Origin of the sequence: Mesorhizobium sp. BR1-1-16 (assembly GCF_020165495.1) — a bacterium.
Taxonomy (GTDB): domain Bacteria; phylum Pseudomonadota; class Alphaproteobacteria; order Rhizobiales; family Kaistiaceae; genus Kaistia.
The window spans coordinates 148,264-164,646 of sequence record NZ_JAIUIE010000003.1 but is presented as its reverse complement, the minus strand read 5'-3'; the positions used below and the strand labels follow the sequence as shown (position 1 = coordinate 164,646).

Sequence of the window (16,383 nt, the reverse complement as noted above, 5' to 3'; positions counted from 1 at the left end):
CGTGCTTTGACGTATCGGGCGACTGAACGATACGTTACAGCAGCGTTGGATTGCGTCAATTCTGAAATGAAGGCGTCAAATGCCTCCGGAATTGGCAGAGGGTGATGATGGAGCGATGGGTGCGCAGGGCAGGGCGACGAGATGACTGACAGCGACGCCTCGATCGCAGAACGGCTGCGGCGGGATCTCGGGCGGATGACGCCGAACGAGAAGCGGGCGGCGCAGCGCCTGTTGGCCGATTTCCCGATGGCGGGACTGGATTCGGCGGCGCGCTTCGGCGAAGCGGCGGGGGTCAGCGCGCCGACCGTGCTGCGCATGATCGCCAAGCTCGGTTTTCCGAGCTACGGCGCCTTTCAGGATGAACTGAAGGCCGAATTGGCCGCGCGGCGGGCTACGCCGCTGACCAAGGGCCTTCAGCGCTATGCCGATGACCCCCTGGCGGGTTTTGCCGCGGCCTCGGTCGACAATCTGCGCGCTACGGCTGCCAATGTGCCGCGCGACGAGTTCGCGGCCGTGGCGGCGCTTCTGTCCGATCCGCGTCGTCCAGTTCACCTTCTCGGCGGGCGCTTCACCGATCCGATCGCCGACTATATGGCGGTGCATCTCCGCGTGCTCAGGCCAGATGTGCGGCGCGTGACCGGTCAGCCGGTGGCTTGGCTCGATCAACTGCTCGACGTCCGGAAGCGCGCCGTGGTCGTGCTGTTCGATATTCGCCGCTATTCATCCGATCTCGCCGATTTTGCAGAGCGGGCGGCAGCACGTGGCGCCAGCGTCGTGCTCGTAACCGACCAGTGGCTTTCGCCGATCTCGAAGGTGGCGCGCCATGTGCTCCCCGCCCACGTCGCCGCGCCATCCGTTTGGGACTCCGGCGCTGGCCTGATGCTGATCACCGAGGCCCTCCTCGCCGCCGTCGCCACCGCCCGCGGCGCCGAAGGCCGCGCACGTCTCGAAGCGCTCGAAACGATCCGGCGCGAAGGGGATTAGGGCCTTTTGCCCTTCGAACCGAGATGGGTGTCGCCGAAGGCGGTGCCGTATTTGAGGCCGTAGCCGAGCATGCGGTCGAAGCCGATATGGGCGGCGAGGATCAGCGCGCCATCGATGGCCCAGCCTGCGCCGAGGAGATAGCCAGCCGCGCCGAGCGCGAAGGCGGCAAGCGTCGTGTGGACAGCGTTGTAGAGTGCCGCGCCGACCCGGTTTCCGCCGAGATAGCCGAGCATTGCGAGATCGGGCGCGAGGAACAGCGCGGCGAAGACGATCCAGTTGCCGCCGAGATAGGCATACGCGATGACAACGGCCGCCAGCAAGGCGGCGCCCTCGGCCTGCAACAGGCGTCGCGGGATGCCGGCGACGGCGGGGCTGAAGGACGGATTGGCGGTTGGCATCGGGAACTCCGTTGAAGTGGGCGATGAGCCACCTTGGCCGATCGCTGCGATCAACGGAATTCGTGAAACCCGACTGTCATCCAAACATTAATGTATGGCTGTCGTCAGTCGACGCGCTTCAAGGTGCCGAAGCCGAGATCGTCTAGGCTCTCGATCTGGATCGACGCGGCTTTGCCGTTGGAACCGATGCTGAAGGTCACCGCTGACGGGAATTCGGGCATTTCCGGCGCGGGATACATCAGAAACAGGTCGCGGTCGAAATGCGTGAGCGGAAAGCGTGTCTCCCCGGTAGGACCGAGGCCAAGCGTCAGTCCATCCTTGTCGGCGCTCACGACCGCCGTTCCGAAATAGGCATTGGCATAGCGGCCCTCATAGGCCTCGTTCGGAAGGGCCGCACCGGCATTCGCCGGCGGATGGGCGAAGCGCGCCTTGCCGGCCTCCATCATCGGGCCGTAGAGCCCTGCATAGGCCGTATCCCAATTCTTGATCCAGTCCTCCTGGACCTTGCCGGTGAAGATCAGGTCGAACAGTGAGTCGGCGAGGCCCTCGGGCAGTCCGGTCGGGAAGGCATTGGCGAGCACGATGACGCCGATCCCGCGCTCCGGCAGGATGCTGACAAGCGTGCGCGCGCCATTGCTGAAGGCGCCGGCATGGCCCCAGGAGAGGCCGTAGCGGCCGAATTCGACATTCCAGCCGCGGCCATAGAAAGAAGCCGCACCGGTGATCGGGTTCTTGCCACGCTGCATCAGCGGGACATGCGTCGCCGCGAGCGCCTCGGCATTGATCAGCGGCTTGCCATCGAAACTGCCGCCCGAAAGTTCGAGCCGCAGCCATTTTGTGAGATCGCGGGCGGTCGAGGAAACGCCGCCGGCCGGCGCTTGCGCATCCGGTTCACGGGCCGGCCCCGGCTTCCACGCGCCGATCGCGCCGACATGCAGGCTGGCGCGGTCCGGCTGCTTCAGGAAATCGGCATAGCGCGAGGAGGTAGCCGTCATGCCGAGCGGCTTGTAGAGCCGTTCTTCCGCCAGATCGGCCCAATCCTGCCCTTCCGCCTTCGCCACGGCGACCGCACCCTCGGTGATCCCGAAATTGCTGTAGGAGTAATTCGAGCGGAAGCCATTGAGCGGCACCTGGCCGAGGCGTTCCAGAATGGTCTTCTGGTCGAAACCGAGGCTTTCGAGCTCGTTGCCGGCATCGCCCGGCAGGCCGCTGCGATGTGAAAAGAGATCGGTGACGGTCAGATTTGCGCTCGGCCACGCCTCGGACAGGCGGAACGACGGATCGAGATCGGCGATCTTCGCATCCCAGCTGATCTTGCCATCGCCGACGACCGCGGCCACCACCGTGGAGGAGATCGGCTTCGAGAACGAAGCAAGCTGGAAGACGGTGTCGGCGTCGACCGTCTCGGGCTTGCCGACTTCGCGGAGGCCGAAGCCCTTGAGATAGACGACCTGGTCCTCGGCGACGATGGCAATCGAAAGACCGGGAACCTGACCGTCCGTAATGGCCTGCTGGACGAGTTGCTCGAACTGCGGCAGGACCGCCTCGACCTCGGCGCGGGTGACCGGTGCTGAGTGAACGGTCTGCGCGAAGGCGCCCGGCAGGACGAGGACGGATGTGGCCGCCCCCGCGATGATTGACAAGCCTCTGCGCGACATCATCGGGCTCCCCCAGTAGTTGATTGAACATCAAGTAGCATGAAGGGCGCGGGGCTGTCGCGCCGGCGTCTCAGTCGAGCGCTGCGCGCCAGGCGGCGACATAGGCTGCAATGTCGGTCGCAAGCGGCGCCGTCGGCGCGGGATCCGGGGCGCCCGGCCCGGCGCCGTCAGGGCCGTCGGCAAGCAGCGCCGCCCCTTCCGTCGTGCCGGTCGCGTCGGCGCGCGCGATGACGGGGCGGTCGGCGATCGTGGCGAGCGCCGACAGGAAGAGGCGGTTCCGCGACAATGGCCCCTCGACGATGATCGGCCCGGCTGCGCTTGTCAGCGTCATGCATGTGCTCGCGACCAGCGCGCAATAAAGGCTTGCCGCGGCGATCCGTTCGCTCGGTGTCAACGTCGCCGGATCGACGGTCCAGCGGCCTTCCAGGAAGGCATAGGGGCCGGTGCCCGGGGCAAAGGAGGGGAGGGCCATCGCGCCCTTGGCAACAACAGACGCGATGTCGTCTTCGCTAGATTCGGCCTTGGCGCCCTCGGTCAGGCGCTCGAACTCGCGCCCGGCCATGAAGCGCGCAGAGGGCACCGGCCGGCCGAAGGCGTCGACATTGGCGAGGCAATCGCGCGCCGGGTCGAGATGGGCCATCGAGCCGCCGAGCGCGAACACGATCAGCCATGTGCCCGTCGAGAGCACGGTGAACGGCGTTCTGCGCCGCAGGATATGCGGCAGCAGGCTGGCATTGCTGTCATGGATGCCGGCGACGACGCGGCAATCCGCCGGCAGCCCGGTCTTTTCGGCGAGCGCCGGGCGAAGGGTCCCGGCGGTATCCCACGGATGCACGACCGGCGGAATCAGCTTGGACCAGCCGCGATCCTCGGCGAGGCGGGAGAATGTACCGGCTTCGGGATTCCAGAGATCGCTGTGGCAACCGAGCGAGGTCGGCTCGCTGACCAGGGCGCCGCTGAGCCGCCAGACCCAATATTGCGGATAGGGCAGGATGGCCTTGGCGCGGCCAAAGGCTGAGGGAAATGTCTCCTCGAGCCAATAGAGCTGCCTGCCGGCATTGAGCCCGCCCGGCAGATCGGGCGACAGCGTTTCCCAGAACGCGCCCCGAAGCGGTCGATAGGCCTCGTCGATCGAAGAGGGGCCCGCATATTCATAGTCGAGGATCGGCAGCACCAGACCGTCCGGCCCGACGATCGCGATGGCGGCGCCATGCGTTGTCGTCGAAATGCAGCGGACGGTGCCCTTGGCGGAAAAGTCCTTCAGGCCGGCGACGATCCACGACCAGAGCCGGTCCGTGTCGAAATGTGGATAGAGCCCGTCGCGGAGAACCTCGTTCGCCGTCGTGCGGATGTCGATGATCGCGCGCGTCGCGGCATCGACCAGCGCCAGCTTGGCGTTGGTCTTGCCGATATCGAGGACGACGGTGCTTTCGGGAAGCGACATTGGAACCTGCTTGCCGTGAAACGAGGGGGCAGGATAGCCGGATTCGGACGCGGCGTCGCCGCAGCGGATCGTCAGTCGCCGGCTGCGGCCCGCCAGTCCGCCGCATAGGCTGCAAAGCTGCCGCCAAGCGGAGCCGCCGGTGCGGGATCGGCGGCGCCCTGCCGCGCGCGTTCGGGCCCGTCGGCGAGGAGCGCTGCGCCTTCCGTCGTGCCAGTGGCGTCGGGACGCCCGATCACGGGTCGCTCGACCAGCACCGCGAGCGCCGCAAGGAAGAGCGGGCTCTTGGCCAGCGGGCCTTCGATCAGGACGGGACCTTCAGCGCCGGCAAGCCGCAGCGACGTGTCGGCGACAAGGGCGGCGTAGAGGCTCGCGGCGGCCGTCCGCTCGCCATCCGTGAGCGTTTCGGGATCATGCGACCAGCGGCCCTGTCGCTGGCCATAGGGGCCGGCGCCCGGAACGAAGCTGGGCAGCGCCATGATCCGTTCGTCGAGAATACGGGCGATCTCATCGTCGCTCGGAGCGCTCGCGCGCCCACCGGTCAGGATCTCGAATTCGCGACCCGTCATCGACATGGTGGATGGCACCGGCCTCGCGAAGGCATCGACATAAGCGAGGCCGCCGCGGGTCGGGTCGAGGCGGTCGAGGCGGCCGCCAGCGGCAAACGTGATCATCCAGGTGCCGGTCGATATGACGGCGAAGGGCAGCGGGCGCGAAAGGATATGCGGCAGTAGGCTGGCATTGCTGTCATGGATGCCGGCGACGACGCGGCAGCGCGCCGGCAGCCGCGCGGCCGCGGCAATCTCGGGCCGGACGGGGCCGACGTCGTCCCAGGGCGCGATCCGGGGCGGAAACAGATCCGCCCAGCCCTCGCGCATGGCAAGGCTGGAATAGCTCGCGGCGGTGGCATTCCAGAGGTCGGAATGGGCGCCGAACGAGGTCGGCTCGGCGACGCGCCGGCCCGTCAGCCGCCAGACCCAATATTGCGGATAGGGCAGGATCGTTGTTGCCCGGGAAAAATCGTCTGGAAAGGTCCGCGCGAGCCAGAAGAGTTGGCGTCCGGCATTGAGACCGCCAGGCAGGTCGGGCGACAGAATCTCGGTGAAATCACCGCGCACCGCGCGGTAGGACTCCGCCACGGCGTCCGGTCCGGGATGCTCATAGTCGAGCACGGGAAGCGCCAGACCGTCCTCGTCCAGCACCGCGATCGCGGCGCCATGCGTCGTGACGGCGATGACCTCGACATCGATGGTCGCGCTCACCTCGGCGAGGCCATCGATCAGCCATGCCCAGATCGTCTCGACATCGAAATGCGGGTAGGGCGGCCCGGCGCGCACGATATTCTTCATCGTGCTGATCGACAGGATAGCGCGGCTGCCGCGATCGATGAGCGCGAGCTTGGTATTCGACTTGCCGATGTCGAGGACGGCGATAGCGGCCGGTTTCGCCGTCATGATTGCGGTGAGGCTGTGGCTGTTGCGGCGAGCGCGCGCCGGTAAATCTCGGCGTCCCAGTTGAACAATTCACGCTCCTCATCGGTCGTAAGAACGCGCAGCGCCGTGTTCTCGGCGATCCGGCCCGTCACCTCGGCCAGCGCCCGGGCGAGATCGTCGCCGCCGCGCAGGACGTCGCGATGGATCAGGACGCCTTTGCCCGGAACGGCCAGCAACATCTGCGGCACGGCTGCGAGGCTGGTGAAATCGGCCGGCCTGGTGTCCTCGGGAAGGACCGCGACGGCGCTGCCGAGAAAGACGACGTGATCTGGATAGAGCGAACCCGTCAGCGCGATCGCGAGCCGGATCGGGTCAGTCGCGGTGGCATGCGCCAAGGGATCGGCGGGCAGCCGCCAGTCGGAGCCATCGGCAAGCGCGGCGAGCGCCGCAGTGTCCGCCTCGGGCGCGGCGCGTGCGGGGCTGGCGAGCGCCTTCGAGACGCGACCGAGCAGTTCGCCGGCCGCCTCGACATCATCCGCCGCGACGATGAGGCCGTGATTGCCGAGCGTCACGACATTGGTGCCGGGTCGTGCTGCGGACTGGATGGCGCGGGCGAGCGGAAGGCCGGGCTTCAGGTAGGGGATATGGCAGTGGGCGACATCGTCGAGCGATCGGAGACGGTCGGCGATCACCGCGGCCGCATCCGTGCGGACGGCGAGCGCCACGGTCTCGATGCAGTGGACATGCAGCACGGCGGCGAATGAGAAGACAGCGTGCACCGATGTCTCGACCGAGGGACGAAGCCCGAGCGGATTGTCCTCCGCGACGACGAAATCGGTCGCCTTGGCGGCGCGCGAGTCATTGGCCGCGATGGCGGCTCGAAGCGGCGCAAGCGCGACCGGCAGGAAGATGTCGCGCGTCTCGGCCTCGGCAAGCCAGGTGCCGGAAGCCTTGATCCAGAGGGCATCACCTTGCTTCAGCGAGGTATTCCCGCCTGCGGCCTGCGTCTTCAAAGGGTCGCGGCCGAGGCGAGCCGACAGGGCGACGAGCGCTTCGAGGCGCGATGGACCGGCCACATCCCTTCTCCGCATCTGGCTGACATGGAAACGCGAGGCATGGGTTCGCCATGCCTCGCGCGGTGGTCGATCCGAACTAGAAGTCGAACTGGCCGATATTGGCCTTGTCGAACACGAACGGCGCGCCGAGCAGGATCTCGGAGCCGTTGACGACCTGCAGTTCGCCGAGCTTGCCGGCCTTCACGGACGTGTCGCCCGGCTTCAGCGTGCCGTCAGCCGCGGCGCGCAGCACATAGGCCGCTGCATAGCCGAGATCGACGGGGTTCCACAGGACGACCGACTTGACGCAGTCCTTTTCGACATAAGGCTTCATCGCGTTCGGCGTGGCGAGGCCGACGACGGCGACCTTGCCGCACTGGCCGGCCTGCGTCACCGCCTCGGCCGAAGCCGGGGTCGCGACTGAGGTCATGCCGACGATGCCCTTCAGCTGGTCACCATACTTGTTGATCAGCGTGGTGGCCTGGTTGAACGAAAGGACGTTGTCCTCCTGGGCCTCGACCGTCTCCAGCCACTTCAGGTTGGGATGGCACTTCTCGGCATAGGCGCCCATCTCGGCGATCCAGCGCGCCTGGTTCGGCGTGGTGAAGGTCGAGGTGACGATGGCGAACGAACCGTCCTCGCCGATTTCCTTGGCGAGCGAATCGATCATCGCCTTGCCGATGCCGTTGAACTCGGCCTGGTTGACGAACCACTGGCGGGCGTCGGGGGTAGAATTGGCGTCGTAGCCGACGACATTGATGCCGGCCGCGAGTGCCTTCTTCAGCACGGGTGCGATCGCGACGGGATCATTGGCGGCGAACAGGATGCCATCGACGCCCGAGGTCACGTAGTTGTCGATGAAGGTGATCTGCTCGTCGATATTGGCCTTGGTCGGGCCGTCGGTCTTGGCATCCATGTTGCCAAGTTCCTTGGCGGCGTCGGCGATGCCCTTCGACGTGGCATTGAAATAGCCGATGCCGATCAGCTTCGGAATGTCGACGACGGTGATCTTCTTGTCCTTGCGATCCGGCGGATTGGTCGGGACGCCGCCATCATATGGCTTGGCGGAGACGGTGCCGGGGGTGGCGTCGCAAGCGAGCGGATTGGTCGGCAGCTCGTCGCCGCCGGTCCAGGTCGCCGCGTAGGACGCCGAGCTGGCCAGGACCAGGCCAGCTGCGAGCAACAATGTCTTCTTCATGTTCATCTCCTCCTCGAACATGTTTCGGTGGAGCCGTTGTCGGCGAGGCTCCTTCTTCCGCAGTCGGTATGCGATCAGCCGTCGCCGTTGCGGCTGAAGAGGTTGGTCGCCAGGATGGCGAGGATCAGGACAAGGCCGATGACGACGATCGTGCCGTCGCCCTTGACGCCCGAAAGGGCGAGACCGTTCTTGAGTGCCTGCACGAGGATCAGGCCGACCGCCGTGCCGATGATGGTGCCGCGCCCGCCGAAGATCGACGTGCCGCCGAGCACCACCGCCGTGATGACGTCGAGCTCCACGCCCGTGCCCATGTCGGAGCGCGTCGTCGAGACGCGCGAGACGAAGATCACCGCGGCGAGGCCCGAGATGAGGCCGGCGCCGGTATAGATCAGCAGCTTGGTGCGATCGACATTGATGCCCGAGAAGCGCGCGGCGGTCTCGTTGGCGCCGACGGCATAGGTGGCGCGGCCGAAGGTGGTGAGGCCAAGGATGGCGGCGGCGATGATCGCGAAGATCACGAGAATCCAGAGCTGGGTCGGCACACCGAGCACTTCGCCCTGGCCGAGCACGAAGAACCAGTCCGGATAGCCGCGCACGGACCGTGCCTGGCTGATGCCCTCCGCAAGGCCGCGATAGAGCGCCAAGGTCGCGAGCGTCGCGATCAGCGGCGGCACCTTGAAGCGCGTGATGATCAGCCCGTTGACGAGACCGGCGATGCCGCCGACGACGATCGCCAGCACCATGGCGACCGGCAGCGGCAGGCCGAGATTATGCCAGAAGACGCCGAGCAGGATGGCGCAGAGGCCGAGGATCGATCCGACCGACAGATCGATGCCGCCGGTGATGATGACGAAGGTCATCGGCAGCGCGATCAGGCCGACTTCCGTCATCAGGCGACCCTGATTCAGGATGTTGGCCGTCGTGAAGAACTTGTCGGACTGCTGGGCCAGCAGGAACAGCACGATGACCAGCATCAGGCCGAGCACCGCCTCGTGGCGCAGGAAGGAACGGAGCGTCATGGTCATGGCGATCACTTGACCCCGCGGCGGCGGGCCATGTCGGCGAGAACGGTGGCGAGGATCAGGAGACCCTGCACCGAGCGCAGCCAATAGGCCGAGACATTGAGGAAGATCAGCGAGGAGCCGATCGCGGCGAAGAGAATGGCGGCGAGTGTCGAGCCGACGACGGTGCCGGTTCCGCCGAGGATCGAGACACCGCCGACCACCGAGGCGGTGATGACGGTGAGTTCGAGGCCGGCTGGTACAGTCGACTGAATGACCTGTAGCTGCGTCGCGAACAGGATCGCCGCGATCCCCGCGAAGAAGCCGTGGATGGCGAAGATCGCGACCGTCTGGCGCTCAACGCGGATGCCCGCAACACGCGCCGCCTCGGCATTGCCGCCGATCGCATAGATCGACCGGCCGAAGGCGGTGTAGCGCATGAAGATCGCCGCGACGAGCGTCAGGCCGAGCATGAACCAGACCGGCGAGGGCACGCCGAACAGGCGGAACTGCGCGATCAGGAAGTCCGGCGGCAGGTTGGTGATCCAGGCGCCGCCGGTCACGCTGATCAGGCCGCCCTTGAGAATGGACAGCATGCCGAGCGTGACCACGATCGAAGGGATGCGCACATAGGCAACGAGCACACCAATCAGCGAGGTGATGACCATGCCGACCGCGATCGGCGCGCACCAGGCGAACCAGATCGGATAGCCGTTGACCGCGAGCGTTCCGGCGATCGTGGCGAGCACGCCGATCAGCGATCCGACGGAAACGTCGATATGGCCCGAGATGATCACCATCGACATGCCGATCGCCGCGACGGCGATATAGGCATTGCCACTGAAGATGCTGGTGAGATTGGTCTGGCTGACGAAGCGGGGCGCGATCAGCCCCACGACCACGAACAACGCGACGATGGCGGCGAGGATGATGAATTCCTGGCCATAGGTGCTGATCGTCCGGGCGAAGATACCCGTCGAGGCCGACCGGCGGGGCGCGGCGATATCGAGGCTCATGCCGCGCTCCCTGCCTGTTCGGCGCGGGCATGGGCTGCGCCGGCATGGGTCATCGCGGCGCCGACGACATCCGGCGTCGCTTCGCTGCGGTCGAAGGTCTTGACCATGCGGCCACCATTCATGACGAGAATGCGATCGCTCATGCCGAGCACTTCCGGCAGTTCGCTCGAAATCATGATCACCGCGAGACCTTCCCCGGCGAGCTTGCACATCAGGGCATGGATTTCCGACTTGGCGCCGACATCGATGCCGCGCGTCGGTTCATCCATGATGAGCACCTTCGGATTGGTCGCGACCCATTTGGCGAGCACGACCTTCTGCTGGTTGCCGCCGGAAAGCTGGCCGGCGCGCTGCTCGGGGCCACGGGCGCGGATGCCGAAACGGGTGATGGCATCGCGAGCCATGCTGGATTCGAGCGCCCGGTTGACGATCGAGGCCTTCGAGATGCGCGAGAGCAGCGCCATGGAGACGTTTTCGCGGATGGTCTGGGCCTTGACGAGGCCCTGCAGCCCGCGATCCTCCGGCACATAGGCGATCCCGATGTCGCGTGCCTGCTCGGGGCTCCGGATCACGACCGGCGACCCGTTGAGAAGGATTTCGCCCGATGTGGCGGGGGTGATGCCGAAGATGGTTAGCGCGAGTTCGGTGCGTCCCGATCCGACAAGGCCGGCGATGCCGAGGATCTCGCCGGCGCGGAGCACGAGCGAGATGTCCCTGACCTCGTCCTTGAACGAGACGTTGCGGAGCTCGAGCACCGGTGCGCCGATCGGCACCGTGACTTTCGGGAACAACTGGTCGATCGACCGGCCGACCATCATGGAGACGAGGGCGGCATCGTCGACTTCGGCGATCGGCCGCGTTCCGATCAGCGCGCCATCGCGAAGCACCGTGACGCGGTCGGCCAGCGCGAAGATCTCGGGCATGCGGTGGCTGATATAGATGATGGCGACGCCACGCTCCCTGAGCCGCCGGACGACATCCAGCAGCCGCCGCACATCGGCGTCGGCCAGCGAGGCGGTCGGCTCGTCCATGATGAGGAGCCGCGCGTCCTGCGACAGCGCCTTGGCGATTTCGACGCGCTGCCGATTGGCGACCGAAAGGCCGCCGACCCGGGCATCGACGTCGAGGTCGGGGCTATCTAAATCATCGAGAAGGGCGCGGGCGCGGCGGCGCATCTCGTTCCAGTCGAGTGCGAAGCCGGCGCGCGGCGCGTGGCCGATGAAGATGTTCTCGGCGACCGTCATGTCCGGAAACAGCAGCAATTCCTGATAGACCGTCGCTATGCCGGCACTGCGGGCGTCGCGCGGCGCCGAGAAGGCGACCGGCGCGCCGTTGACGACGATCTCGCCGCCCTCGTCCGGATGGTGGAAGCCGGAGAGGATCTTGATCAGCGTCGATTTTCCAGCGCCATTCTCGCCGAGCAGCGCGTGAACCTCGCCGCTGCGAACGTCGAAATCGACATTCTTCAGAACCTTGATGCCGGCGAAGGTCTTCGAGATGTTGCGGAGCTGGACGAGTGGCATCGCCGACGCGTCGTCCGTTGCGAGGGTCGTGGTCATGGCGTTCCCATTGCCTCGGAGACTTCGGTCGGATCGGGCTCGACGACCAGCAGGCGCACGCCGGCCTCGCCGATCAGCTTGGCGTCGCTATTCTTGATGCCATTGTCCGTGATGATCATGCCGACGCGGTCGAGCGCGCAGAGGATGAGCGAGGATCGCCGCTCGAATTTTGACGAATCCAGCAGCAGGATCAGCTCGTCGGCCTGGTTGATCAGCTTCTGCTCGGCCTGAATGAGCAGCGGATCGCCTTCCATGATGCCGATCGGGCTGACGCCCTGCGCGCTCATGAACATCCGCCGGGCATAGAAATTCCGCGTCACGTCGTTCTCGAACGGCGACAGGATCAGGCTCTGCTCGCGATAGACGGCGCCGCCCGGCAGGATGATCGTGTTCTTCGAGGTGCGGACCAGCGTTTCGGCGATGGCGAAGGAATTGGTCAGGATCTGCATGCGGCGGCTGGCGAGATGATCCACCATCTGAAAGGTGGTGGTGCCGCCATTGATGATGATGGAATCGCCATCCTCGCAAAGATCGACCGCCGCCTTTGCGATGGCGCGCTTCTGGGCGACGTTCATCTCTTCGCTGACCGCGAAGTGGCGCCCGCCGATGCCAACCAGCTGCGGCGGATGCAGCGCCTCGGCGCCGCCGCGCACCTTGTGCAGCTTGCCGTCCTGGTGGAGTGCGTTGATGTCGCGTCGGATGGTCGCCTCGGAGGCGCCCGTCAGCTCGACCAACTGGCCGACCGTCACGACCGGGCGGTCGGCGATCTCGCTCAGAATGATCCGCTGGCGCTCGATTTCGTGCATGTGCCCTCCCAGACCGGTTGATCTTGCAGGCAGGTGAAGCCTTGTCAATCAATTTCGATCAAAACCACTTATACCGCGTCGCAGCACAGGGATATCGCGCCGCAGCAGCCGGATATTTAGGCATATTGCGACGCAATATGATTGTTTGTGATCGCTCATGATTGACAAGGTCGCGTTCGCCTGAGAAAGCTGGAGCATTCAACCCGCCCGGCATCCGTCGCGGCGCGTCTTTGCGTGTCGGCCGGGCGAGGCGCCAGCCGGCCTGGCTCCGAAAACAGGCATTTCCGATCATGACAGGCACTTCACTCCTTCTCGACAATCGCTGGGACGATGCCACGGCGGCCGGAATGAATGAGTCCGAGCTCCTGCTGTATCGTTCCAATCTCCTCGGCTCCGACAAGCGCATCACGAATTTCGGCGGCGGCAACACGTCGGCCAAGGTGACGGAGAAGGATCCGCTCACCGGCGAGGACGTCACCGTGCTCTGGGTCAAGGGTTCGGGCGGCGATGTCGGCTCGATCAAGCTCGACGGCTTCGCGACGCTCTACCAGTCGAAGCTTGAAGCGCTGAAGGGCATCTATCGCGGCCTCGCCTATGAGGACGAAATGGTCGGCCTGCTGCCGCACTGCACCTATAATCTCAACCCGCGCGCCGCCTCGATCGATACGCCTCTGCACGCCTATGTGCCGTACAAGCATGTCGACCACATGCATCCCGACGCGATCATCGCCATCGCTGCTTCGAAGAATTCGAAGGAGCTGACCAAGGCGATCTATGGCGACGAGATCGGCTGGCTGCCCTGGAAGCGCCCCGGCTTCGAACTCGGCCTCTGGCTGTCGAAATTCGCCAATGAGAACCCGAACGCCAAGGGCGTCGTGCTGGAAAGCCACGGGCTGTTCACCTGGGCCGACAACGCCAAGGATTGCTACGAGCTGACGCTCGAGATCATCAACAAGGCGATCGCCTGGTTCGCCAAGGAAACCGAAGGCAAGGCGATCTTCGGCGGCTCGGTCGCCTCTTCGGCCGATGCCGAGAAACGCCGCGCCGTCGCCACGCGCCTTATGCCCGAGATCCGCGGCCGGATCGGCAAGACGGAATCGAAGATCGGCCATTTCGACGATCAGCCAGCTGTGCTCGAATTCGTCAATTCCGCAGATCTGAAGGCGCTTGCGGCGCTCGGCACGTCGTGCCCGGACCATTTCCTGCGCACCAAGATCCGTCCGCTGGTGCTCGATTATGATCCGGCCGCCGACAATATTGACGCGGTGATCGCCGGCCTCGATAGCGCGCTCGACGCCTATCGCGCCGACTACGCGGCCTATTACGAGCGCTGCAAGCATCCGGACAGCCCGGCGATGCGTGATCCGAACGCCGTCGTCTACCTGATCCCCGGCGTCGGCATGATCACCTTTGCCCGCGACAAGGCGACGGCCCGCATTTCCGGCGAGTTCTATGTCAACGCGATCAATGTGATGCGCGGCGCCTCGACGGTGTCGACCTATGTCGGCCTCGACGAGCAGGAAGCCTTCGACATTGAATATTGGCTGCTGGAGGAAGCAAAGCTCCAGCGCATGCCGAAGCCGAAGAGCCTCGCCGGCCGCATCGCCTTCATCACCGGCGGCGCCGGCGGCATCGGCTCGGCGACGGCCGCGCGCTATCTGCGCGAGGGTGCGGTCGTGATGATCGCCGATATCGACCAGAAGGCGCTCGACGACACCGTGGCCTCGTTCGGCAAGGCGTTCGGCAAGGACAATATCCGCGGCGTGATCGCGAATGTCACCAGCGAGAGCGACGTCGAGAAGGCGTTCCACGAGACGCTGCTCGCATTCGGCGGCATCGACATCCTTGTTTCCAACGCCGGCATTTCCTCGGCCGCGCCGTTCGAAGAAACCACGCTCGAGACCTGGGATCGCAACATCGCGATCCTCGCCACCGGCTATTTCCTCGTCTCGCGCTCCGCTTATCGGATCATGAAGACGCAGAAGCTCGGCGGGTCGATCGTCTTCATCGCCTCGAAGAACGGTCTTGCCGCCTCGGCTGGCGCGTCTGCCTATTGCACCGCCAAGGCGGCCGAGATCCATCTCGCCCGCTGCCTGGCGCTCGAAGGTGCGCCGTTCGGCATCCGCGTCAACACGATCAATCCTGACGCCGTGCTGCGCGGCTCGAAGATCTGGCAGGGCGAGTGGCGCCAGCAGCGTGCCTCTTCCAACAAGATCGGCGAGGACGATCTCGAGGAATTCTACCGGAACCGCTCGCTGCTGAAGCGCTCGGTCTTCCCGGAGGACATCGCCGAGGCCGCCTTCTTCCTTGCCGCCGACCTTTCCGCCAAGTCGACTGGCAACATCATCAATGTGGACGCAGGCAACGCGATCAGCTTCACGCGCTGACGCCTCGTCCTGTCGTGCCCAGGCCTCGCCCTGGGCCATGACGGGGCGGACTGCGCAGCGCTGACAACAGACCGGGGAGGACCCGCAGCATGACCGATCTTCCGATTTCCGCCGACCTCCTTGCCGAGAACAACAAGGCCAGCGAGGCGGCGCTCGCCAACGACTATGCCTCGCTCGGCGAACAGCTCGACCGGCGCGGCATCGATATCGACGCCATCACCCGAAAGGTCGCGTCGTTCGCCGTGGCGATCCCGTCCTGGGGTGTCGGTACCGGCGGCACCCGCTTCGCCCGCTTTGCCGGGCCGGGCGAGCCGCGCGGCATCTTCGAGAAGCTCGACGACTGCGCCGTCATCCACCAGTTGACGCGCTCGACGCCGACCGTCTCGCTGCACAACCCCTGGGACAAGGCCGATCCTTCCGAGATCAAGGCGAAGGGCGATCAGCTCGGCCTTGGCTTCGACGCCATGAACTCCAACACGTTCTCGGACGCCAAGGACCAGGCGCTCTCGTACAAGTTCGGCTCGCTGTCGCATGCCGATGCCGCCGTTCGCCAGCAGGCGGTCGAGCACAACATCGAGACGATCGAGATCGGCAAGGTACTCGGCTCCAAGGCGCTCACCGTCTGGGTCGGCGATGGATCGAACTTTCCCGGCCAGTCGAATTTCACGCGGGCCTTCGAGCGCTATCTCGACGCGATGAAGTCGGTCTACGCGGCGTTGCCGGATGACTGGCGTGTCTTCACCGAGCACAAGCTCTATGAGCCGGCCTTCTATTCGACCGTCGTGCAGGACTGGGGCACCAACTATCTGATCGCGCAGGAACTCGGTCCGAAGGCTTTCTGCCTGGTGGATCTCGGCCACCATGCGCCGAACGTCAATATCGAGATGATCGTCGCGCGGCTGATCCAGTTCGAGAAGCTCGCCGGCTTCCATTTCAACGATTCGAAATATGGCGACGACGATCTTGATGCCGGTTCGATCAACCCGTTCCAGCTGTTCCTGATCTTCAACGAACTGGTCGATGCGGATCATCGCAAGGCGGCGGGTTTCAAGCCGGCCTACATGATCGACCAGTCGCACAACGTCACCGATCCGATCGAGAGCCTGATGGCCAGTGCCATCGAGATCCTCCGCGCCTATGCGCAGGCGCTGCTTGTCGACCGTTCGGTTCTTGCCGGCTATCAGGACGTCAATGACGCGCTGATGGCCAACCAGACACTGAAGCGGGCCTTCACCACCGATGTCGGGCCGATCATCGCCAAGGCGCGGCTTGCCAAGGGCGGTGCAATCGATCCGATCGGCGCCTATCGGGCTTCCGGCTACCGCGCCCGCGTCACCGAGCAGCGGCCATCCTCAGGGGGCAGTTCGAGCGGCATCGTCTGAATGTCGCTGTGACACTGGTCACCTTCAGCAACAATCGGCGGCGCTTGCCTCTTCTCCGGGCGCGC

13 protein-coding genes are annotated in these 16,383 nt (G+C 65.4%); 3 read left to right on the top strand and 10 right to left on the bottom strand.

All coding sequences use genetic code 11. The annotated features are described in order from the left end of the window. Positions 1–141: 141 nt before the first annotated feature. Positions 142–984, top strand: coding sequence for a MurR/RpiR family transcriptional regulator (locus LB518_RS09280; protein WP_224576348.1), 843 nt, complete (start codon positions 142–144; stop codon positions 982–984). On the opposite strand, the gene LB518_RS09275 is transcribed toward LB518_RS09280, so the two are convergent. From LB518_RS09275 to LB518_RS09230, 10 genes are all read right to left on the bottom strand, one after another. Then, positions 981–1,382, bottom strand: a complete 402-nt coding sequence (locus tag LB518_RS09275; protein ID WP_224576346.1) for a DUF4260 domain-containing protein — start codon at positions 1,380–1,382, stop codon at positions 981–983. The genes LB518_RS09280 and LB518_RS09275 overlap by 4 nt on opposite strands. A 104-nt stretch (positions 1,383–1,486) precedes the next feature. Continuing rightward, a complete protein-coding gene (locus LB518_RS09270; protein WP_224576344.1) occupies positions 1,487–3,040 on the bottom strand; it encodes a serine hydrolase in 1,554 nt (517 codons plus the stop codon). Positions 3,041–3,110: 70 nt separating this feature from the next. Continuing rightward, a complete protein-coding gene (locus LB518_RS09265; RefSeq protein ID WP_224576342.1) occupies positions 3,111–4,484 on the bottom strand; it encodes an FGGY-family carbohydrate kinase in 1,374 nt (457 codons plus the stop codon). Between the two features lie 71 nt (positions 4,485–4,555). Continuing rightward, on the bottom strand, positions 4,556–5,935 hold the full coding sequence (locus LB518_RS09260; RefSeq protein ID WP_224576340.1) for an FGGY-family carbohydrate kinase: 1,380 nt from the start codon (positions 5,933–5,935) through the stop codon (positions 4,556–4,558). Next, positions 5,932–6,990, bottom strand: a complete 1,059-nt coding sequence (locus LB518_RS09255) for a class II aldolase/adducin family protein (protein WP_224576338.1) — start codon at positions 6,988–6,990, stop codon at positions 5,932–5,934. The genes LB518_RS09260 and LB518_RS09255 overlap by 4 nt, the downstream gene beginning before the upstream one ends. A 76-nt stretch (positions 6,991–7,066) precedes the next feature. Next, positions 7,067–8,167: an autoinducer 2 ABC transporter substrate-binding protein gene (locus LB518_RS09250; RefSeq protein ID WP_224576336.1), complete on the bottom strand. Its 1,101-nt coding sequence runs from the start codon at positions 8,165–8,167 to the stop codon at positions 7,067–7,069. Between the two features lie 74 nt (positions 8,168–8,241). After that, a complete protein-coding gene (locus LB518_RS09245) occupies positions 8,242–9,192 on the bottom strand; it encodes an ABC transporter permease (RefSeq protein ID WP_502845812.1) in 951 nt (316 codons plus the stop codon). Positions 9,193–9,197: 5 nt separating this feature from the next. After that, on the bottom strand, positions 9,198–10,184 hold the full coding sequence (locus LB518_RS09240; protein WP_224576334.1) for an ABC transporter permease: 987 nt from the start codon (positions 10,182–10,184) through the stop codon (positions 9,198–9,200). Further along, positions 10,181–11,743, bottom strand: coding sequence for a sugar ABC transporter ATP-binding protein (locus tag LB518_RS09235; RefSeq protein WP_224576333.1), 1,563 nt, complete (start codon positions 11,741–11,743; stop codon positions 10,181–10,183). The genes LB518_RS09240 and LB518_RS09235 overlap by 4 nt, the downstream gene beginning before the upstream one ends. Beyond that, a complete protein-coding gene (locus LB518_RS09230) occupies positions 11,740–12,549 on the bottom strand; it encodes a DeoR/GlpR family DNA-binding transcription regulator (protein ID WP_224576331.1) in 810 nt (269 codons plus the stop codon). Before LB518_RS09230 ends, LB518_RS09235 begins: the two co-directional genes overlap by 4 nt. Positions 12,550–12,839: 290 nt before the next feature. Between LB518_RS09230 and LB518_RS09225 the strand changes: the two genes are divergently transcribed. Beyond that, the gene (locus LB518_RS09225) at positions 12,840–14,936 is read left to right on the top strand and encodes a bifunctional rhamnulose-1-phosphate aldolase/short-chain dehydrogenase (protein ID WP_224576330.1); all 2,097 of its coding nucleotides are present in this window, start codon (positions 12,840–12,842) and stop codon (positions 14,934–14,936) included. An 89-nt stretch (positions 14,937–15,025) separates the two neighbouring features. After that, complete coding sequence (gene rhaI, locus LB518_RS09220) at positions 15,026–16,318, top strand: L-rhamnose catabolism isomerase (protein ID WP_224576328.1); 1,293 nt, start codon at positions 15,026–15,028, stop codon at positions 16,316–16,318. Positions 16,319–16,383: the final 65 nt, after the last annotated feature.